The sequence below is a fragment of the Brevibacillus borstelensis genome, assembly GCF_036700025.1.
GTDB classification, from domain to species: domain Bacteria; phylum Bacillota; class Bacilli; order Brevibacillales; family Brevibacillaceae; genus Brevibacillus; species Brevibacillus borstelensis.
On the sequence record NZ_CP144922.1, the window covers coordinates 4,911,090 to 4,932,141 of the forward strand.

Consider the following 21,052-nt stretch of genomic DNA (forward strand, 5'->3'; position numbering starts at 1 on the left):
AATACTTCTCTAAATCTGCCTTTTAACATCGAACATCTCCTGCTTTTGTAATAGTCAGTAAAGTTTTTCTACTCTAAGATGGGAAAACTTTTAAAAAGTATGAGTGGACTCTGAAAAACATGTTCTGATGACCCATTGTTACCGTAGCAAACAGCATAGTATAACCGATTAGGAGCTTTTACGAGTAAACAATGAACAATAATCATATATTGACCATTAAAAATTCGAATCGTAAAAAAGCCGTACACGACATGAAAGCAGTTGCGTACGACTTTTTTTATGAGTGCATTCACTTTTCATTTCGACCAAAAGATCACGACCTCTCGAAACTTCACTCCACTTTCTTTACAACCTGCGTAAAGAAGCGCTCCACATAGCTTGCATCTGCCAAAGGATCTCGTACGATTTGGTTCCACTTTTCCTTCTCTTGAAGATCGGCAAAGGAAACCCCGTACCATTTTTCTGCCGCATCTCTCGAGATGGAATAGGCACCATCGGTAAAGCTCATTTGATACGTTTGCAGGTTGTCGATGAGGACAAAATTGGCTGTCGCATTGTAAAGCAGCGCTTGCTTGAGCAGCCTTTCATCAATGTTGGCGGCGTCCAGTTCGAAAATAAGCTCCACCTTGTATTCCTCAGGAAAAAGCTGAAAGGTCTTGGGTATGTCGGAAAGCGGAAGATGGTAGTTCAAGTTGCCCAGATTGCCCGCGTCCCCCATATATTTATGTTTATAGGGCAGGACACTTTCAAAATCATGAGTCAAAGGGTTCTTCTGCTCCATTCTGTACTGCTCTTCCTTTGCTTCTGCTTCAGGCTTCAGGTAGCCTTCTACCATTGTCAGTGAAACGGCGCCTACGAGGAAAAGAATCACAATCCATACGTTTTTGCTTTTCATCTCACTCTTTCACCTCGCATTTCTCCGCCAAATGGGACGCCTTCCAAAACATCAGCGGCACGATAATCAGAAGGAAAGGAGGCGCATAATCCGCGATGAGAAGCCCAAACTGATACGGCCCGTCGATACTGATCGGGCGGCCAAACCAGAGGTGGCTGCCAAATTTGATCGCCGTCGTATACAGGATCATGATTGCTGCATACAGCCCCCATACAATCCATGCCGCTTTCTTCGTTTTTTCCAATCTGGCAACGTTCATGACAGCGACGGCCTGAAGATCGTGGCTCTTTCTCAGCAAACCCGCAACGTAGATGCCCCCGCAAAGCAGCACCGCCATCGTAGCCATATTGTTGAACCACATGCCCGACAGGGTAAACCGAAGCGGTATCGACAAAATCCAGACGACCAGCATGTAAAGCAGCACGGACTGGGCAAGCTCGACTTTGTAGCGGTTGACATAGATCGGCTGGCTGCCGTCCACGAGAAAATCAACGGTATCCAAGCTTCTTGTCGCACGCGAAAAGGCTTCGGGAAAGGGCAGTCCCTCTTCCATCAAGTCTGCTACCTTCGCTTCCAGATTGCTGATGATCTCCTCTTTCAGCTCACGGGTTTCTCTGCTCTCTTTATGGGCAGCGAACAGTCTGTCTACGTATTCCCGTAATTCTTTCATCGCTCTTCCACATCCTTTTCCACACGAATCAGACGATCGATCAGATTGCGGGCCAGCTCCCATTCCGCGCAATTGGTGCGGTACAGCTCCCGGCCAAGCTCCGTAATGCTGTAGTACTTCCTGCGCCCTCCCTGCGTTTCTTCTCCCCAATAGGACTCGATCATTTTCTGTTTTTCGAGGCGGCGCAGGCTTGAGTAAAGGGTCGGCTCCTTCAGCTCAAACCGGTTTTGGCTTTTTCTATAGATTTCCTTGATGATTTGATAGCCGTAGTTATCGCCCGTCAGAAGCACAGACAAAATGATCGTATCAATACTTCCACGGACTAGATCGCTATTGTTTAAGGTTTCATCCAATCGCACACGCCTCCAATCAGTTGCTGAGTATAGCATAACATATATTACTATGTGTGACAAAGTACATTGGCACAGATAGGCGGTTTTGTTCTTCGCTTCGTTTGATGTTTAGTGCTTATGGTTGGAAAAAGCGTGTTGGACGGGCTTTTTTGAGCCCATCCGGGAAACGAAAGGAATGCTGCTTCCGGTGTCAGAACCATGCCACCAGCCGATTGAAAAAACGGGTTTCCGCCGTATGAACAGTAAGAGATAAGCTGCTCCATTACTACTCAGGAACAAGTTTGTTCGCCATGTTCGTTTTGCTCAAAAAGAAAACCGCCCTTTATTTAGATAGGCGGTTCATGCAGCGCTTCCATACTTGTCGTTACTCTACTGTGATCCTGTCACCTTTACTGGTTGGCTGCGAGATTACCAAGAATTCAATTTCCTCGTTTGAATTGTTACACATTTGATGCGAAATCAGGGGTGCAATCTCGATTCCCTCTTGTTGATTGAGAACAAACTCCTTGTCGCCAACGATCATCGTTGCTGTGCCTGACAGGACAAAGAAAAATTGGCGGGACTTTTCATGATAATGCTTCACTTCGGAAGTATTTGCCGGCATCCGTTCGTGGATAACGCTTAGATCCTGGCCTTTCACTAAATGCCAGCCATCGCAATTGTCGCCCCAAATATAGTGTTCGGCACTGTGTTTGCTTATTTTCATTTAAGCAGCTCCCCCTCATCCGCTTTTCTTGTTAACGTGATTTAACAACGTACCCTTTCTTATATAGAAAAATGCTTCTTGGCGCAGCGGTACGATTCGCTGTTTGCGGCCAAGAAGCATTTATTCTGCATTTTTCCGTATGACCGGCCTGGATTACGGCATCCTAGCCCGAATGGTTATTGATTCTCTGCCGAATAGTATTGCTTCAGGCTGGAGCGTATCCCGGCGGTATCCTTCATCAGCGTTTTTGCACTGAAGAAAATGCTGCCCTGCACTTGCGGGAAGGCTTTGTTGAACTTGAGCTGCTGGATGATGGCGTTGCTCGACGCCCAATCTGTCGTGTTGGTGCCGACCTTGTACGCGCCTTGCCCGATGTAGAGCTTGACCGGCGTACCGTTCGTCTCCATAGACCACCATTGAACCAGCTTGTCATAGGCTGCCGGCTTGTAGCCGATGCTCCAATAGAGCTGCGGAGCCACGTAATCAAGCCAGCCGCTGCGAATCCATGTACGGACGTCGGCATACAGGTTGTCGTAGGAGCTTTGACCGTTTGTATCCGAGCCGGTTGGATCATCTTTTGCATTGCGCCAAATGCCAAACGGACTGATTCCGAACTCCACCTGCGGCTTCACGCTTTTGATCGACGCATACAGGTCTCTGACAAAAGCGTTGACGTTATCGCGGCGCCAATCTCCTTTGGTGGCAAAGCGCCCCTGGTTGTAGGCGGCAAAGGTGGCGGCGTCCTTGAAATCTTCTTTTCCGTACGGATAGAAATAATCGTCCAGATGCACGCCGTCAATATTATAGTTGTTTACGACCTCCATAATGGTGTCGATGATATGCTGCCGAACCTCCGGCATGCCCGGGTTGTAAATCAGCAAGTTGTTGTGAGCGACGACCCAGTTCGGATGGAGCCTGGCTGGATGCTGCGGCGCAAGGGTTTCCTTTGCTACCGTAGTGCTGGCCCGAAACGGGTTGAACCAGGCGTGGAACTTCATGCCGCGCTTGTGCGTTTCTTCGATCATGAACGCGAGCGGATCGTAGCCGGGGTCTTTCCCCTGTGTGCCAGTCAGCCACTTGGACCATGGAACGAGCTTGGACGGGTAGATCGCGTCTGACTCCGGTCTTACCTGGACGATAATGGCGTTCATACCGGTCGCCTTCAGCTCGTCCAGCATGCGGATGTACTCCGCTTTTTGCTGCTCTACAGGGAGGCCGGCTTTTGACGGCCAATCGATGTTGAACACCGTGCTTACCCATGCTGCACGCATTTCTTGCTGCTGACCTATTGTGTTGATTGGTGCGGTGTTTGTTCCGTTCGCCGAAGCGCCAGAACCAGCATTGATCGCAGGAGCTGGAGCTACTACAGAACCATTGCTCACGATGTCAGGCGGTGCTGCAGACAGACCCAGCTGTACATTGCCCGCTGCAGACGCGGCGATGGAAGCGCCTGCCGCCGTTTGCGGCTGAGCTGCTGCAACGACTGGCGTAAGCCCTAACAGCAGTACGAACAAACCCATGAGAAAGCCTTGTTTCTTCAATTTCTAATCCTCCTAACAGCCAAAAAAATTCCCCGATATGTACTATACGAGCTTGTCTGTTTTATCTATCAATCTAGTAGACGCACCAAGGAAGATTTTGTTGCTTGAAATGGCTGAAAAAAATGGATAGAAAACGCGAAGGGTGTCAACATGGAACCAAACATGCTACTTATTTCCCAATTTTCATCAGATTCAGGAAAAAATTGATGATTTTCGCTGGAAGAAACCCGTATACTTCATGGTAATGCGGGCTGCAGGCTCCTATCATGAACTTCCGATTTTTTTTCGCAAGTCGTCACAAAGAGGTGATTTCCTTGATCGAAATGCAGCGAAAAACAAACCGCCTGTTTACCAATGAACTTCCGAAATGGGCCCTCATCGTACATAAGGTGATGATTTCCCTTCTCTTTCTTATTGCCGTCCCCCTCTGCGTACTCAGCCTGATCGCCTTGTTTACCGAGGACGACCTGTCTATTTTTCTGTTCTTGGGCATTATCGGCGGGGGGGTTTTCTGGTTCGGGCGTTTTTGCTACAAAAATTTGCTTCAATATACGCAGCAGCGGTTGATCGTGGAGCTGCGGGAGGACGGGTACTTTACGTCTTTTTCCAACCAAAAAACGAACGAGAAGCAGACCATCTTTCTCCCGTTTGCCGGGATGGAGTACGTTTTGCTGGGGATGGATTATCAGTATGCGGTGAAGGCAACCCCCCGCTCTACTGGCCCCGGCGGCAAAGTTGTTTTTTACCGGGTCGTCAAACTCATGATAAGCGGCATCAGTTCAGATAGGAAGCATGAAGTGGTCAGCTTTCCCATCGGTGATCAGCCTACGCTTGACGAATGGGTGAACGTGTTTCAAGCCAATCAAGTCCCGGTCCTTGTTACAGATAAAGCATTGAGCGCTGTTCCTTATACAAAAGAAGGGATCGATGAGGTACCGAAAGCTCCATACCAGGGTACCCTCCCGTTTCGGATCGGCTCGGAAGCAAAAGAGCTCGACAACGTGTTCCTGACAGAAGAGCAGCAGAAACAGCAGGCGGAGAAAAAGAAAAAAAACCGGAAGAGAATGCGCGGCTTTCTCATCGGCTTGGGGATTTTGCAAATGTTGATGGTCCGTTATTGGTTTATCGATTGGCGCGTTGTAGACGAATCTGTCTTTAGCGATAAAGCGGATGATACCCTGGTCTTGTTTCTCACTTTGATCGGATTGCTTGTGATCAGGTTCTTCACGCAGTCGAGCCGGTGGTTCGACCCGTTAGTTGACATGCTGGTGCTCTTTGGCGGTTTGACTGTCGGCCTTCTCTGGACTCTCGTCAGTGTGTCAGTGCCGGATGGTTTTTCGTTCGCTGTCTACTCGCATTGGCTTTTGAACTGCTTTCTCTACGCGCCGTTTGCCATTTTCATGATCGTTCGGCAGCTCTTGCGCGATCGAAAAGAAAAAAAGCAGCAGCGCGAGCAAGCTGTGTAATGCACAAAGGAAAAAAAGGCTTGTTTGACGTGATCATGCAAGGTATGCCTGCACAAGCAAAGAAAGCTTGCAGAATCACCAAATGCCTTCGGAATTACAGAATGCCTGCAGAATCACAGAATACTCGCCTCTTTTATGGGCAGCCGGTAGCTTTTTACCAAGGTCGGACCGCTTTGAATATCCTTTTCGGGAGCGCGCTCAAAACCGAGGCGTTCATACAGGCTGATGGCAGATGCCATGATGTCTGTCGTGTGCAGATGCAGTGCGGATGCACCCAGCTTGCGCGAACGCCTGACGCTCTCCTTGATCAATTCAGTGGCTACCCCTTTTCCTCTCGCTTTTGGCAGAACCGATAAATAGCGAATAATCGGGGTGTCGATCTGCAGCTCCGGCAAGCCATATGCCTCTTTGGCTGACATGTACAACTGCACGGCGCCAACGATCTCTCCATCGTATTCGGCTACGATGCGCGCGAGCGGACGGTCATCTGCCGCCGACTCGCGCAGCTCTTCCCGATACTCCTCCCATCTTCCTTCCGGCAACAGGTGCTCATACTCTTCATACGCTTCCACCAAGAGCTTCTGAATTGCTTCCCGGTCCCCGGGAGCGGCGACGCGAACACGAATTTGACTTGAACCGCCCATCTGTCACACCCACCCTTCCTCTTTTCGTCCATGCTTTGCCTGAGACCCGCGAAAAAGGAGTCTTCGCTTGGAAGCTGTCGCAATTATAACCATAAATTCATATAGGTTATATAGGAATTATGATTGTAACTATACATGCGCCATTTTTCGGCGTCAATGCGCATTCTAATAAAGTTATTCCATCATAAAATAGAAAGAATTTATAACGAGGCTGACTCAAGCAAATACTTGGGGGAGAGAGTCTCACACTATTTTTCCTGCCAGGAGGTTTACGTAATGGGGGGCCTGCACGTTTATTTGCGCGATCGTGCCGAGCGAACGCCTGATGCGGAGGCAGTCGTTTCCGGCGACAAACGTTTTACTTATCAAGCTTTTTTTGAGCGTGTAAACCAGCTTTCGATGTATTTGCAATCGATTGGAGTGCAAAAAGGAGACCGTGTCGGAATCCTGTGCAAAAACAATCACCCCTTCCCGACGATTCTGTTCGCCGTCTTGCAGGCAGGAGCGGTGGCGATGCCGATCAACTGGCGACTTACCGCCTACGAAATGGAAGGAATCATTCAGACAGGAGCTCCCAAGGTTTTATTTTACGACGAGGAATTTGCCCATTCTCTGTCTCATGTCAAAGGAATGATCGAGTTTGCGATCGCTGTCGAGGCAGGCGGCGAGCTGACCGATGCTTTCGCTTCTATTTTTGAAAATTCTCCTCCTCCCGAGCCCCCTGCCGTTCCCGTTTCGGATGAAGATCTCGCTTTGATTCTGTTCACCTCGGGAACGACCGGGATTTCCAAGGGCTGCATGATTTCCCACGGATGCTACGACGCTTATTTGCGGTGCATTGATCCCGATCTGCGTTCCGGCTTCCGCTTTCTGGCCGTTCATCCGCTCTTTCACATGAGCAGTACGTCCATGATCCTGTTCAACGTCTACCTGGGAAATACGATGGTGTTTCTCGACGACGACGCTCCGGTTTCGATCCTGAAGACAATCGAAAAGGAAAAGATCAACGCGATGTTTGCCTTTCCTTCCGTATACACCTATCTGCTGGAGGAGATCAGGCAAAATACGTGGGACCTCTCCTCTCTTGTCCACGTGGCATCGGGAGGCACGCGTGTTCCTGCCTCGCTCATCCGGAGCTATGCCGAACTGGGGATCCCGATGGGGCAAGGATACGGAAGCACGGAGGCATCCTTCGTCAGTCACTGGAATTTGCAAATGGGGCTGGATACGGCAGAATCCGTGGGCAAGCTCTTTCCCGGCGTCCAGCTGAAGATCGTCCATCCCGACACAGGCGAAGAGCTGCCACCGGGACAAACAGGAGAACTGATGGTGAAAAGCCCCTATATTTTCAAGGGCTATCTCAACAATCCGGAAGCTACACAAAAGGTTTTAATCGACGGCTGGGTACGTATGGGCGATGCCGGCAGACTCGACGAAAACGGGTTTTTGTACATCTCCGGACGGTACAAGGAGATGATTCTCTACGGGGGAGACAATGTATACCCGGCTGAAATCGAAGAAGTGATTCACCAGATCGAGGGCGTGATGGAAGTGGCCGTCATCGGAGTCCCGCATGAGACGATGGGCGAGGCGCCCCGGGCGTACGTAATCAAAAGCGGAAACAGTCCGCTGACGGAGTCGGACATCGTTCGCGCTTGCAAGGAAAAGCTGGCGGAATACAAAATCCCCGAGGTGGTGTTTGTCGCTGACCTCCCTAAAAACGGACTGGGAAAAGTCATGAAGCATGTGTTGCGAGAGCAAGCCCTGTCCGAAATGCCAGTACGTTCCACCTGACGAAAAAACCGTCCCAGACTTTAGAGTGGGACGGTTTTTCACTATGGCGCGTGCCCAGCAAGCCGTTAATTGCTAGTTGGTGAAAGTCCAACCGAGGCAGGAGCCAAGTCACCTCGTAGCTGACAGGCAACTGGTGGAGAAATCCTAAGGTTGAAGCCCTGTGACAAAGTAACTCGAAAGAGTGCGAGCAAATCAGCAGGCCGTAACATAAAGTGAATCCTGCAGCCTCGTTAAGAAAGACCACCGAGAGGTGGACAAAGGGAAGCCGAGCTTGTTTCATATGGGCGAAGGCCAAGGACGGTGTGGAGAACTTGGAATACAGCACCTATGAATCCCTCGGGGTATGGGGAGCGGTATGTTGAGAAAGTAGTTAACGGAACTGGGGAGACCCTACTCTGCACGCCCCGTCAGGAGCGTAAAACGGAAACCTATAACCGTAAGGGAAGTGGTGGATGGCAGAGAGGGAGTCGGAGGGGTTCATAGTACCGATGAACATAAGGACAACACAACCTTATGGAGGGAAGGAGCCCTGCTTTGTTCACGGGTCGAAGGAGGTAAGAGTGAGTGAATGCAAGTAAACTTGCTAACTACACCGATGTAAAAGCTCGACAACTTTGGACAACCCTATATCTTTGTGCCAAGGCAAACTCAAAACGGCGATTTCATGCCTTGTATGACAAAATCTACCGCCCGGATATTCTAGCGACAGCTTGGAGGAGAGTAAAAGCAAATAAAGGGAGCGGAGGAATCGACGGACAATCCATCGCACAGATTGTGGAGGAGTATGGGGAGAGCCGTTTTCTTAACGAGATCTATCTAGATTTAAAAGAAAAGCGGTATCGTCCACATCCGGTTCGTCGAACTTACATCCCTAAACCGGATGGCAAGAAACGTCCACTCGGCATCCCGACGATCAAGGATCGGGTGGTCCAAATGGCTACTAAGCTAGTCATTGAACCGATCTTTGAAGCTGATTTTCGGGACTGTTCTTATGGCTTTCGGCCAGGAAGAAATGCTCACCAGGCAATTGCACAGATACGCAAAGCAAGCAAGAGGTGTTATTGGGTCGTAGATGTTGACATTAAAGGGTATTTCGACAACATCAACCATGAGAAGTTGATGAAACTGGTCGAAATGAGAATCAGCGACAGACGTGTTCTGAAACTTATCCGACAATGGCTGCAGGCTGGGGTCATGGAAAATGATCAATTCCATGAAACAGAACTGGGAACTCCGCAAGGAGGGGTAATCTCGCCTCTTCTTTCAAACATCTATCTAAACTACATGGACACCATTTGGGAAAATCAATTCTCCCATCTTGGCACACTTATCCGCTATGCGGATGACTTCGTTATCATGTGCAGAACCAAACAAGAAGCATTGGAAAGCATTCAAGTGCTGATGGCTATTCTAAACAAGCTGGAGCTTAGTCTCAGTAAAGAGAAATCTAGACTCGTTAATATTTGGGACAATTCCACTGGGTTTGACTTTCTTGGGCTGCACCATCGCAAATTCCCCGTGTTCAACAAAGGGGGGAGCAAGGTATTTGCTATGTCTCATGTACCAGCTAAGAAAGCAATGAAGGAAATGAGACGTAAAATTAAGGAATACACTGCACCAAGGAACAAACTGTTTCTGTCTCTAGAAGAGCTAGTGAAAGGGCTAAATCGCAAGCTAAGGGGGTTCAAGAACTACTACTTCATCTCGCCCATCGCCAAACGATGGGCAAGACGGATAGACTGGTATGTGATTGAACGCCTTACAATCTTCTGCAACAAGAAAAGAAGCAAGCGGAATAAACATGCCGGAAAGCTGAAGGTCATACAAAACACGCAGGGTAGTTTATTGAAATTAGCCGGATAAAGTAAGCCGAATGCCAAAGAAAGAAGAACATCGGAAAGCCGTATGAGGGAAAACCTCACGTACGGTTTGATGAGGGGGAGCTGAAATGAGCAAGGCGACCATACGGTCGCCCGAAAGTTTCAGTTCTCTACTCTACAAGCAAACCATATTGGACGTGTGCCTCTCCCGGCCCGCATTGCAGCGCTCCATGGCGGCAGTCGGGCCAAATGGAGCGGTCTCTTCCGGCCTTGCCTGTATATTAATCAGGTATCGGAAAATGGACATAAAACGTACTGCCTTCTTTGCTTGTCTCCACATCAATTCGCGCCTGATGCCGGTTTGCGATGCTGTAGCAAACAGCCAGCCCCAAGCCGGTGCCTTCCGCCTTTGTCGTAAAGAACGGAGTCCAGATTTTGTCCAAAAGGTCTTCCGGGATTCCAGGTCCTTGATCCGCGACTTCCAAAACAGCTTCTCTGCCCTGCACATATGTCTTGATGGTCAAGGTGCCGCCACGCTCCATCGCTTCGAGCCCGTTCAATGCCAGATTGAGGAAAAGCTGGCGAATTTCTTTGCCATCCAAATAAAGCTCGGGACAATCCTCCAGCATCGTCTGCATGTTTTTTCCGCTCAGAGCCGCTTCCGCCTGAACGAGCGGCAGCAGCGGTTCAATCGTATGGAACAAATGCTGCTTTTTCAGATCGCTTGTCTTGTTTTTGGCGAGAGTAAGAAATTCGGTAATGATCGTATTGGCACGATCCAGCTCGGTAATCATAATATCGACGTATTGGAGCGACCCTTTCTCCTGATTTCCTTTTTCCAACTGCAAAAATCCCCGGACAGTCGTCATCGGATTGCGGATCTCGTGGGCAATCCCGGCTGCCATCTCGCCGATCAGATGCAAGCGATCCAGGCGAGCGATCTCTTTTTCCAAATAGACTCTCTCGGTAATATCGGTGACCACGCTAAGGATGCACCGTTCACCCTGAATTTTGATCGTCTCGGTAGACAACAATCCTTCCCGGATGTCACCCGTTCTTGTCATGTACGTAATTTTTTCGTTTCGGATCGCGTCCTCCAGATCGATGGCCCGCTCCCGTTTGCGCAAGTCCCCCGCCAAAACGAGCCGGTCTTCAGAGACATTCTTTACTTCCTGATAATCATAGCCGGTGTAAGCCAGCCAGCTCTTGTTGACATCGATATATCTGCGGTCCTCGCATGACCGGATCGCGATCAGACAGGGGCTCGACTGGAAAATCTTCTGAAACAGCTCCTGCGAGAGCACCAGTTCCTGTGTCCGTTCGCTCACCAGTGCCTCCAGGTGCTGGTAATGCTGTTTCCGCTCAATCTCCAGCTGCTTTCTCTCCGTAATATCCCGAATCGAACAAACGTAGACGTGCTTCTGCTGAATCGTCGCCTTCCTGATCTGCACATCAACCGGAAAGACACTTTTATCCTTCCTGCCGGCAACAGTTTCCACGATATTGTCTACCGGAATCTCATCGGCCCCTCCGAGAGCGGATAGCAAAAGGCCGATCGGCTTTCCGACAACCTCCTCCACCCGATAGCCAAACATGCTCTCGATGATCGGGTTTGCAGATAAAACAATCCTCTCCTGATCAAAGGTAAGAATGGTGTCGGCAGACGTTTCGACGATCGTCCGGGAAAGCGCTTCGCTTTTTTGCAGCTCCAGCATGGTGTGCTGGTGGCTCTTGTTCGCTTCCTGCAGCTCCAGCGTGCGAATGCGGAGCATTTCCCGCTGGTACTCGATCTGCTTCTGCTTCCGGTACAATTGGATAAATCCTTCTACCTTCATGCGCAAAGTGTCCGGGTGAAACGGCTTGAAAATGTAGTCAATCGCTCCTGCTTCGTATCCTTGGACGACGTGCTCGGTCGCCTTGCTGATCGCCGTGATGAACAAGATGGGAATATGCCTCGACAGCTCCCGCTGCTTGATCAGCTTCGCTGTCTCAAAGCCGTTTATCCCCGGCATCTGCACATCGAGAAGGATGCAGGCAAAGTCCTCCTTCAGTACCCAGCGAAGCGCCTCTTCTCCGGACTGGACAGAGATGAGATGATACCTGGGAGAATCAAGCACGGCCTCCAGCGACAGCAAGTTCTCTCTCCGATCATCCACGAGCAGGATATTCACCTTGTCTTCCGGCTCCCCCGCTCCCTCACTTTGCTTGACAAGCATGCTTGCAAAAGGGTCATGGCAATTTGCGATAAAGCTTTTCCGTTCCGAAAACTTCCTCGTAGCAGTTCGCATGGGTTGTAAATACAACTCCTTCCTTATCCCCAAGACCGAGAAAACCATTGGCGCAAAGGCTTTCATAAAATAACTTGTGAACGTGGTTCTGAAGAGTCTCATTGAAATAGATCATGACATTGCGGCAAATAATGACGTGGAACTCATTGAAGGAACGGTCCGTAACCAAATTGTGCTGGGCAAATACCATGTTATCCATCAAAAAGGGCTTAAACTGGACGGAACCATTGATCACGTTGTAGTATTCGGAAAAAGCCCGCTTCCCCCCGGCACGCATATAGTTTTTTGTGTACTGCTGCATTTTTTGTATCGGAAAGATGCCTTTTTTCGCTTTTTGCAGCACCTTTTCATTGATGTCGGTTCCATACAGCCTCGTTTTCGGCAACAGTCCTTCTTCATGCAGCAGAATGGCCATCGAAAAAACCTCTTGTCCGGTAGAGCAGCCAGCATGCCATATTCGAATAAACGGAAGTCTCCGCAGCTCAGGCACAATTTTTTGCCGAAATGCGAGAAAAAAGAGCGGATCGCGAAACATCTCCGTGACGTTAATCGAAAAGTCCGATAACAGCTTATCCATCATCTTCGGGTCATGCAGCACCTTTTCTTGCAGGGCTGAGATCGTGGGGACTTGTTCGATCCGTATCCGGTGCCAAATCCGGCGCCGGATCGATGAGTAGTTGTAATTTCGGAAATCGTATCCATACTGACGGTATATTCCCTCCAGCAGCAGGTTGATCTCGATCTTCTCCAATTCTTCAAATTCGTCTGGTTTCAGATCCGGATGACTTTCGCCAAGAATGGATACTCACTCCTTTCCTTCCATTGGACTGTACAGCCATACTCGCATAAGCGAGATCAGCTGTTCCATTTCAACTGGCTTGCTGATGTAGTCGGAAGCCCCTGCTTCGATGCATCTTTCCCTGTCGTGCTTCATCGCCTTGGCTGTCAGGGCGATGATCGGGAGCTTCTCCATCGAAGGCATTCTGCGGATCGCTTCGATAGCTTCATACCCGTCCATTTCCGGCATCATGATATCCATCAGCACGATGTCGACGTCGGGATTGTCCTCCAGAGCCTGGATGCCTTCCCTTCCATTTTCCGCATAGATGACCGTCATTTTGCGCTCTTCCAAAGCGGCGGTCAACGCAAATATATTTCGCATGTCATCGTCGACCACCAGTGCCTTTTTCCCGATCAGCCCTTCGCCATCAACACTGACAGGCGGCTGATCCTCCGCCGCGGTCATCCCCGCCGCGACTGGCGGCAGGGAATAGGGGTCGGAGCCGGTACTGATTTGCTCCTCAATCGGCAGATACAGGGTAAACGTGCTTCCCATCCCTTCGACGCTCTCCACCTGGATGAAGCCGCCCAACAGCTTGGCCATCTCCCGGCTGATCGAAAGTCCCAACCCCGTCCCTCCATACTTGCGGCTGGTGGTACCGTCAGCTTGTTGAAACGCTTCAAAAATAATTTCCTGTTTTTCCGCAGGTATGCCGATTCCCGTGTCTTGTACCGCGATGGAGACGTACGCAATGTAGTCGATTTCCTCCCGTAATAGCTTGAGGCGAATCTCGCCTTGAGACGTAAATTTAAACGCATTGGACAGCAGGTTGGTGATGATTTGCTGCAGGCGCTGCTCATCGGCCCATAGTTTGTCTGGCACATCGTCAGCAATCTCTACGGAAAACCCGAGTCCTTTTTGAATGGCGAGCGGCCGAAAACCGCGTTCGGCATAAATGGCAATCGACTTGATCGACACCTCGCCTCTGTTGATCTCCATTTTTCCCGATTCGACCTTGGTCAGGTCCAGAATTTCGTTGATCAAGGTAAGCAGGTTTTTCCCTGAGGTAAAAATGGTGGTGGCATATTCCACCTGCTTGTCTGTCAAGTTTTTCTCCTTGTTCTCGGACAGGATTTGCGACAGGATCAGCAGGCTGTTTAAAGGCGTTCGCAGCTCATGGGACATGTTGGCGAGGAATTCGGACTTGTACCGTGATGCCTTTTGTACCTGCTCGGCCTGCTTCTCCAGCTCTTCCTTCACCTTCTCCAGCTCTCTGGCTTTCAACTCGGAATTTTTGTACTGTTCCTCCAGCTTTTCGTTGATGCTGCGCAGCTCTTCCTGCTGCAGCTGCAGCTCCTCGGACTGGCTTTGCAACTCTTCTGTCAACGTCTGTGACTCCTTCAGCAGCTTGCGGACCTGCATGTGAACAAAAATACTGTTGATGGCGGTTCCCATCGTACCGGCGACTTCCTCCAGCAGATTTCTTTGCAGCTCCGTAAACGGGAGAAACGAAGCGAGCTCGAGAACAGCCAGCACTTGTCCTTCGTGTGAGACCGGCACCAGGATGAGCGAACTGGGGGCCGAGCTGCCCAGTCCGGATGAAATCTTCACGTAATGCTCCGGCAGCTTGGAGATCTGGATGACCTTATTCTCCACTGCGCACTGCCCTACCAGCCCTTCGCCTTCCTCAAAAGCAAGGCTCCCGATTTCTTGTGAATCCCTCGCGAAAGTGCCCGCCTTTACAAAACGCCAATGATCGGACTGTCCTTCCCTGATGTAAAATACGCCGTAACTCGCTCCGACCAAGGGGGTAATCTTCCGAATCAACAGCTCCGCCAGCTTATTGATGTCGTGCACGCCTTGATAGGTGGCTGTGATATCGGCGAGCTGTGTCTTCAGCCAGCTGTGCTCCTGCATGGCCAACGTGAATTCTTTTTCCTGCTCGGCATGCTCTTCCAGCGTCTGGGCCATTTCATTAAAAGCTCTGGCTATGTCTCCGATCTCATCCCGACTCGTGACGGGAATGCGCGGGAACTTGTCCGTTGACCTGTACCCGACTGACGAAATAATGGAAGTGATTCCCGTCAGATTTTTGCTGATCCCTCGTATGACCCAGGCCGTTACAGCGCTCCCCGACAGCAGTCCGAAGATCATCAGGTAAAAGGATAGCTTTTTGATAAACTCGTACTGTTCCATGGAGCGGTCGTAAGCGTCGTCCAGGAGCGATTCCTGCAGGGCCTTTACGTTGTCGATCATATGGAATAGCTCGTCCTTCTGACCTTTCATATCAGCGTTGATCAGGGCGATCGCCTCTGTTTTCTGTCCGGCTTCTGCCAGCTCGCTGATCCTTCTGGACAATTGCGTATAGATTTGATATTCGGAAGCAATTTGGCTCAGCAATACCTTTGTACGGTCATGTTCCGTTTTTTGCGTGAGGACATCGAATGCGGCGGACGCTTTGCTAATCGATTCTTCCAAAGCCCGCTTGTCTTTATTAATGCTCTGCGGCGTTTCATCGATGACGATCCCGGCTACCAGTCTGCTCATGTTGTTGACATGATTTTGCATATTATTGGCTGCTTTCAGCTTCATGTACCTGTCATCGACTATCTCATTGATGTTTTGAGTCAGGTGTGTCAGCGCATTGGAAATGGTGCCCAAAAGCACCAGCATGAGCACTAGCAAGAAGCCAAAGCCAATCAGCAGCTTCGTTTTATATTTCATGGAAGGTTCCTCTCTTCCTCGAAATGTGTAAAGGTTTTGACAATTTTCTATTCTTCTCTATCACATTAGTGAATCCTTCCAGTCCTTTCAATTCTTCTCGTTTTTTTGTTTCGCAATCCGAAATTGTGCATAAAAAAGCCAGTTGGTTTCCCAACTGACCTTGTCAAACTTTATTTTGTTCCTTATACGCCCATTTTTCTGCGCTGATTGCTGATTTTCTTTGTTTGCTGGCTCTTCATCATTTGATTGCCCGCCGCTTGATGCTTCTGTTGGCCTTTCGCACCTTGCTGCGCTTGCTTCTTCTGCTCCAGCATGCGCTTTGCGGCTTCGGCCAGACTTACCTTTTTCACTTCTTCTCCTGCTCCGGCAACGCTCGATTTGTCGTTTTGCTCCATCTACTTTTCACCTCAAGGTTCTTGTGCCATATGTCTGAAATTTTACCATCTCCGGGGTAAAATTTCCAGCCATGTTGCCCTGAGATTGAGCGGATTTTACAATAGCCGCTACTTTAATGACCGGTGCAGGAACGATTTTGTCCGCTCGTGTTTGGCATTGTGGAACAGCTCGTCCGGCGAGCCCGATTCGACGATCTCGCCGTTGTCCATGAAGACGATTTTGTCCGCCACCTCTTTGGCAAAGCCCATTTCGTGCGTGACCACGACCATCGTCATACGTTCCTCGGCCAACTGCTTGATCACCTGCAGCACCTCGCCTGTCAGCTCGGGATCGAGGGCGGAAGTCGGCTCATCAAACAACATGATGGCCGGATTCATCATCAGCGCCCGGGCGATCGCCACCCGCTGCTTTTGGCCGCCTGACAGCTTGGCCGGATACGCCTCTTTCTTGTCGGTCAGGCCTACCTTCCGCAGGAGCTCATCCCTTTTGCGGCGACTCTCTTCTGCCGGCTCTCCCCTCACAAGCCGGGGAGCCAGCTCGAGATTCTCCTGTACCGTCAGATGGGGAAAGAGGTGAAAGTGCTGAAATACCATCCCCATTTTCGATGTGATGCGCTTGATCCCCTGAGGATTTGCATAAACGCCGTCCTTTACGAGGTACTCGCCTTCCACAGCGATGCTCCCGCCGTTCACCTGCTCCAGGTTCACAAGGCTTCTGAGCATGGTGCTCTTGCCCGAGCCGGACGGACCGATCACAGCGACGACCTCGCCTTTGCCGACCTCAAAGGTAACATCCTTCAGCACATCCAGCGTACCGAATGATTTTTTCAAATTGGTTACTTCGATGATCCCCATTCGTCTCCAGTCCCTTACTCAAATTTGAACCGTCGCTCCAGCGATTTGAAAAACAGTGTCAATACGAAAGCCATGAGCAAATAGATAATGCCGGCTATGAAAAAGGGAGCGATGGTAAAGTCGCGGTTGACGGCGGTCTGCGCGAAATAGAGCAGCTCGGGCACAGCCACGGCATACAAAAGCGCCGTATCCTTGACCAGCGTAATCGACTCGTTGGCGATCGCCGGCAGTGCGACGCGAACCATCTGCGGAACAATAATCTTGGTAGTGGTTTGCCATCTGTTCAAGCCGAGCACCTGGGCAGCCTCATACTGCCCCTTGTCAATCGCCAGCAGCCCGCCTCTGAAAATCTCGGCAAAATAGGCCGCGTAGTTCAGGATGAAGCCGAGACAAGCGGCGACGAAGCGATCCATGACGAGGTAGTCGCCGATGACGGGAATGATCGGCAGCCCGAAGCAGATGAACAGCAGTTGCAACAGCAGCGGCGTTCCTCTGACCACGTATATATACGTGTGGGCAAACCAGGCAAGCGGCTTGCTCTTGCTGTTTGCCATGAGCGTCAGTACAAAGCCGAGCGGCAAAGACGCGATGATCGCGATGAAGAACAGCAAAACCGTCATCTGTGCCCCTTCCAGCATCGGCACCGTAATATTGATTAGATAATCGATGTTCATCTTTGATTGGCTCCTTGCGATACGCAGCCCGCCTTCTTTTTCCCTTCAAGAAACATGACTGCGCGAAATCTTCCGTTCGTACAAATGGCAAAACCGGATTTGAAAAACAATCCGGTTTCCCTATTATTTTAAAACCTTGTCCTCGCCAAACCACTTCTCGGAAATCTTTGCCGCCGTACCGTCCTGGTTCATGGCATCGAGCGCTTTTTGAAGCTGCTCCAGCAGCTGTTCGTTTCCTTTTTTCACGCCGACTCCGTACTCTTCAGGCGCCAGGCTTTCATCCAGCAGTTTGAAGGTGTCTTTTTCCTTGGACATGTAATAGCGCGCCACCACTTCGTCGATGACGACCGCATCGACGCGGCCGATCTTCAAATCGCTCAGCGCCAGTACATTGTCTTTGAATTCCGTGACGCTGTTCAGCTTGTCCTTAATCGCGCTTGCATTCAGCGCATCGGCGGCAGAAGACTGGGCCTGCAGGCCGACCTTTTTCCCTGTCAGGTCGTCCAGCCTGCTGATATCGGATTTCGCCAGAACCGCTACCACCTGCGCATTTTTCAGATAAGGCTTGGTGAACAGCACCTTTTGTTTTCGCTCGTCCGTAATTGTATATCCATTCCAGATCAGATCAATGCGTCCGCTGTTCAGCTCCGATTCCTTCGCATTCCAATCAATCGGCTGGAAGGTCGCCTTGTAGCCCATCTTTTCTGCTGCCGCCCGCGCGTAATCAATATCAAAGCCGACAATCTCGTTTTTCTCATCGCGGAAACCCATCGGCGCAAACTTGTCGTCAATCCCGATCACCAACGTCTTGTCGTCCCCATTGGCGGAATTGGCGCCGGAACATCCGGTGATCAGCGAGAGGATGATCCCGCACGCCAGCCACAGTGCTCCTATTTTCTTCATCTTGTATACCCCCTGAATAATGGACCGTGTTTAGTAGTTATAAACATTTTTAAGTGCTTCACGTTTAAGAGTGTATACTTTATTACGGTAAATTGCTAATTCGATAATATACTAAAATATCTTCTTTTTGCTGTTTTAGTTCTATCATTCTCGTGATTTCTCACGTTTTCTTTTGTTTTCACCTTTATTGAACTCCTTAAAGGAAAAACTCCCCCATTGATTTACAAGGGAGGAGATGCATTTGCTATTTGTGATTGTGGTTCGACTATCGCCATGCAGCACCGGCCGACAGCTTCTTGCCGGAAAAAAGCAAACAGGCCCGTTACCCGGAAACCTCCTTGGCAAAAGCCAAAGCGCTGCTTGAGGAAGCGGAGCGAGCACGGATCATCGACCGAATCGAGCAGCTGATCCGGGATGAAAACTGGCTCCTGTACGGCTTTCACAAGCAGAAAGAAGCACGCTATCACCCTGCACTGAAAGGATTGTCCATTGAGTCGTTCAGCTGGGTAGACTTTTCGAAATTGTGGATCAAGCGTTGAGGGAGTTGTGGCTTTGCATAGGATAAAAGAACTTTATAAAATTTTACAAATTATGAGAAATGTGCTATTTTCATAAATGGGAAAAATCAGGAAATCAAAAGGTATAATCGGAAGGTGAAAGTATCATGGGGGACAGTGTAGGCGTACTTCACTATACGACCATCGGTGATATGATAAAGAGATACCGTGAACGGGAACAACTGACTATCACACAACTTGCCAATCTATCCGGAGTTCACAAAGGTGTAATTTCAAAAATAGAATTGGGCGACACGAAACGCCCTGAACTCAGAACGATCAAACCCATTGCAAATGTTCTGGGAATCCCCTTTCCGGAAATAGTCGAGCAATACATCGAAGTAGAGCGGCGGGTCGATGTGCTACGTGAGCTTTTATTGGAGGTCATTCGTTTTTCGAACCAGACATTGATTTCAAAGGTGGCTCTGAAACTCCTCGAATCGCCTCTAGAAGATACTAATACTGCAATTGAGCAACTGTACGATCTAGCTGATACCCTTACCGATACTGACTCGAAATTAGCGCTGTTTAAATTGATTGTGAGATACTCTCGCGAACGAGGAATCCCTCTATTTATTGCAAAGGGATTGCTGCAAACCTATATGATCGAGCGCCTTGATCTGAAGCGCATGGACGAATCCTATAAAGATGGAGAAGAGATATTACATTATATTGAGTTTCTTTCCAAAGAACAAAAAATTAATTATTACTTCAGAATGGCGCTCCAAGCCTTTGCAATCAAAAAATACAAGCAATGTATCAAATTATGCGAATCGGGTCTTGCACTGGAAACGAATGATACTGAGCTCAAAGCTAGAGCTTATCTGGCTATGATCAACTCCTACTACTTCCTGGATCAATTTGATGCCGTAGAAAAACATCTGGATGTATTTGAAAAATTTGAGTACGACTTTGTTAGCGACTCGACCAAGATCAATCGTGCCGCTACCAAGGTAAGAAAGAAAGAGTATGACGAAGCGATCCCAATGTTGAAAACGTACTTGTGGGAGCTGGCACAAGAAAACAGAATCCATATGGCGAACGAGTTGCTTGATATTTATTTAGAGACCGGAAACTTGGATAAAATCACCGAGTTAATAAAAAAAGAGAAGGACCTACTGCCAAGAAAAGTAGAGACACCCTACAAGCATTTGTCACTAGGGATATATTACCAGAGAAAAGGCTCCTACCAGGTACAAACCGGATTGATTCCCGAAGGAATGGAAAGCTTCATCAAAAGCCTACGAGCATACGGAGAGATTCATGCGCTTGAGGAGATCATGAAATGCATAAATGACATCTTCTCCTTTTTCTCGAAAAATTCCATATCTATTGACATTCAATATGTCACGGAACTAAGCAATGTGTATAATAGTATTACAGGTAAAATTAGGAAGTAGGGAGGAAAGTGAAATGAAAAAAGCACTGATGACTATGTTCTTATCTCTAGCCCTGATGGTAACGGTAGGCTCGTTCACCGCGGGGAAAATTGTCGTTTCCCCTCCTGCCAATTCTGCACCGATTGTTAAAAATGTAGCAGACCCAGGTTATTAATGCGAAACAGTTTTTAGACGAAACGATTGTCGAACGTTCCGTAGAATGTAGGTAAAACTCCCTCGGTGTACCAATAACTGAGGGAGTTTTACTTTATTTTTATATATAGGGTAGAAACCGGGAAAGTAGACGAGAATTGTTGTCCCTCTTCATGCTAATGTAGTACCGATTGTTGGGCGGCACCTAGGTTATTCATTCAACTATCTTTTTACGGAACGCTTGTCAATGCGTTCCTTTTTGATTTACTCCCTTGTAGATTCTCGTCGAATATTGTAAACAATCACCCATCTCCAATTTTTGTAAATAAATGTGCGACGGCTTGTATACTGGCAAAGAAGATGCATTTATTTCTGTAAAGGGGATGATCCTATGACCGCTCGATGTATCAATGAAAAAATGAAAGAGACATTCCTCATATTTCGCCACGCAGAA

At 49.1% G+C, this 21,052-nt stretch carries 19 protein-coding genes; 6 read left to right on the top strand and 13 right to left on the bottom strand.

Going from position 1 to position 21,052, the window contains the following annotated elements; translation table 11 throughout:
• Positions 1–331: 331 nt before the first annotated feature.
• The 5 genes from V5G20_RS23620 to V5G20_RS23640 form a co-directional block, all read right to left on the bottom strand.
• Positions 332–895 (bottom strand): DUF4825 domain-containing protein, encoded by a 564-nt coding sequence (locus V5G20_RS23620; protein ID WP_171505751.1) that lies wholly within the window; start codon positions 893–895, stop codon positions 332–334.
• Between the two features lies 1 nt (position 896).
• On the bottom strand, positions 897–1,565 hold the full coding sequence (locus tag V5G20_RS23625) for a permease prefix domain 1-containing protein (RefSeq protein ID WP_338462454.1): 669 nt from the start codon (positions 1,563–1,565) through the stop codon (positions 897–899).
• Complete coding sequence (locus tag V5G20_RS23630) at positions 1,562–1,918, bottom strand: PadR family transcriptional regulator (protein WP_171505753.1); 357 nt, start codon at positions 1,916–1,918, stop codon at positions 1,562–1,564. Before V5G20_RS23630 ends, V5G20_RS23625 begins: the two co-directional genes overlap by 4 nt.
• 364 nt (positions 1,919–2,282) lie before the next feature.
• A complete protein-coding gene (locus V5G20_RS23635) occupies positions 2,283–2,624 on the bottom strand; it encodes a cupin domain-containing protein (RefSeq protein WP_338462457.1) in 342 nt (113 codons plus the stop codon).
• A 176-nt stretch (positions 2,625–2,800) separates the two neighbouring features.
• The gene (locus V5G20_RS23640; protein ID WP_327925926.1) at positions 2,801–4,165 is read right to left on the bottom strand and encodes a glycoside hydrolase family 10 protein; all 1,365 of its coding nucleotides are present in this window, start codon (positions 4,163–4,165) and stop codon (positions 2,801–2,803) included.
• A 314-nt stretch (positions 4,166–4,479) separates the two neighbouring features.
• On the opposite strand from V5G20_RS23640, the gene V5G20_RS23645 reads away from it, so the two are divergent.
• The gene (locus V5G20_RS23645; RefSeq protein WP_338462460.1) at positions 4,480–5,631 is read left to right on the top strand and encodes a hypothetical protein; all 1,152 of its coding nucleotides are present in this window, start codon (positions 4,480–4,482) and stop codon (positions 5,629–5,631) included.
• A gap of 113 nt (positions 5,632–5,744) precedes the next feature.
• Here V5G20_RS23645 and V5G20_RS23650 read toward each other — a convergent pair whose 3' ends face one another.
• Positions 5,745–6,275 (bottom strand): GNAT family N-acetyltransferase, encoded by a 531-nt coding sequence (locus V5G20_RS23650; RefSeq protein ID WP_003389292.1) that lies wholly within the window; start codon positions 6,273–6,275, stop codon positions 5,745–5,747.
• Positions 6,276–6,551: 276 nt separating this feature from the next.
• On the opposite strand from V5G20_RS23650, the gene V5G20_RS23655 reads away from it, so the two are divergent.
• Positions 6,552–8,069 (top strand): class I adenylate-forming enzyme family protein, encoded by a 1,518-nt coding sequence (locus V5G20_RS23655; RefSeq protein WP_024984262.1) that lies wholly within the window; start codon positions 6,552–6,554, stop codon positions 8,067–8,069.
• A gap of 564 nt (positions 8,070–8,633) precedes the next feature.
• On the top strand, positions 8,634–9,932 hold the full coding sequence (gene ltrA, locus V5G20_RS23660) for a group II intron reverse transcriptase/maturase (protein WP_024985477.1): 1,299 nt from the start codon (positions 8,634–8,636) through the stop codon (positions 9,930–9,932).
• Positions 9,933–10,170: 238 nt separating this feature from the next.
• Here ltrA and V5G20_RS23665 read toward each other — a convergent pair whose 3' ends face one another.
• The 7 genes from V5G20_RS23665 to V5G20_RS23695 form a co-directional block, all read right to left on the bottom strand.
• Positions 10,171–12,177, bottom strand: coding sequence for a PAS domain S-box protein (locus V5G20_RS23665; RefSeq protein WP_338462463.1), 2,007 nt, complete (start codon positions 12,175–12,177; stop codon positions 10,171–10,173).
• Complete coding sequence (locus V5G20_RS23670; RefSeq protein WP_003389295.1) at positions 12,119–12,928, bottom strand: CheR family methyltransferase; 810 nt, start codon at positions 12,926–12,928, stop codon at positions 12,119–12,121. The genes V5G20_RS23665 and V5G20_RS23670 overlap by 59 nt, the downstream gene beginning before the upstream one ends.
• A gap of 54 nt (positions 12,929–12,982) precedes the next feature.
• Complete coding sequence (locus V5G20_RS23675) at positions 12,983–15,682, bottom strand: ATP-binding protein (protein ID WP_338462465.1); 2,700 nt, start codon at positions 15,680–15,682, stop codon at positions 12,983–12,985.
• 182 nt (positions 15,683–15,864) lie between these two features.
• Positions 15,865–16,077 carry a hypothetical protein gene (locus tag V5G20_RS23680; protein ID WP_003389297.1) on the bottom strand — a complete coding sequence of 71 codons (213 nt, stop codon included), beginning with the start codon at positions 16,075–16,077 and terminating at the stop codon, positions 15,865–15,867.
• Between the two features lie 108 nt (positions 16,078–16,185).
• Positions 16,186–16,932: an amino acid ABC transporter ATP-binding protein gene (locus tag V5G20_RS23685; RefSeq protein WP_285843918.1), complete on the bottom strand. Its 747-nt coding sequence runs from the start codon at positions 16,930–16,932 to the stop codon at positions 16,186–16,188.
• A gap of 14 nt (positions 16,933–16,946) precedes the next feature.
• Positions 16,947–17,606: an amino acid ABC transporter permease gene (locus V5G20_RS23690; RefSeq protein WP_003389300.1), complete on the bottom strand. Its 660-nt coding sequence runs from the start codon at positions 17,604–17,606 to the stop codon at positions 16,947–16,949.
• Between the two features lie 123 nt (positions 17,607–17,729).
• Complete coding sequence (locus V5G20_RS23695) at positions 17,730–18,509, bottom strand: amino acid ABC transporter substrate-binding protein (protein ID WP_003389301.1); 780 nt, start codon at positions 18,507–18,509, stop codon at positions 17,730–17,732.
• Positions 18,510–18,847: 338 nt separating this feature from the next.
• Between V5G20_RS23695 and V5G20_RS23700 the strand changes: the two genes are divergently transcribed.
• The 3 genes from V5G20_RS23700 (at position 18,848) to V5G20_RS23710 (ending at position 20,620) form a co-directional block, all read left to right on the top strand.
• Positions 18,848–19,048 (top strand): hypothetical protein, encoded by a 201-nt coding sequence (locus V5G20_RS23700; RefSeq protein WP_141334151.1) that lies wholly within the window; start codon positions 18,848–18,850, stop codon positions 19,046–19,048.
• 125 nt (positions 19,049–19,173) lie between these two features.
• A complete protein-coding gene (locus tag V5G20_RS23705) occupies positions 19,174–20,466 on the top strand; it encodes a helix-turn-helix domain-containing protein (RefSeq protein ID WP_024984258.1) in 1,293 nt (430 codons plus the stop codon).
• A gap of 13 nt (positions 20,467–20,479) precedes the next feature.
• A complete protein-coding gene (locus tag V5G20_RS23710) occupies positions 20,480–20,620 on the top strand; it encodes a hypothetical protein (protein ID WP_155807985.1) in 141 nt (46 codons plus the stop codon).
• Positions 20,621–21,052 lie beyond the last annotated feature (432 nt).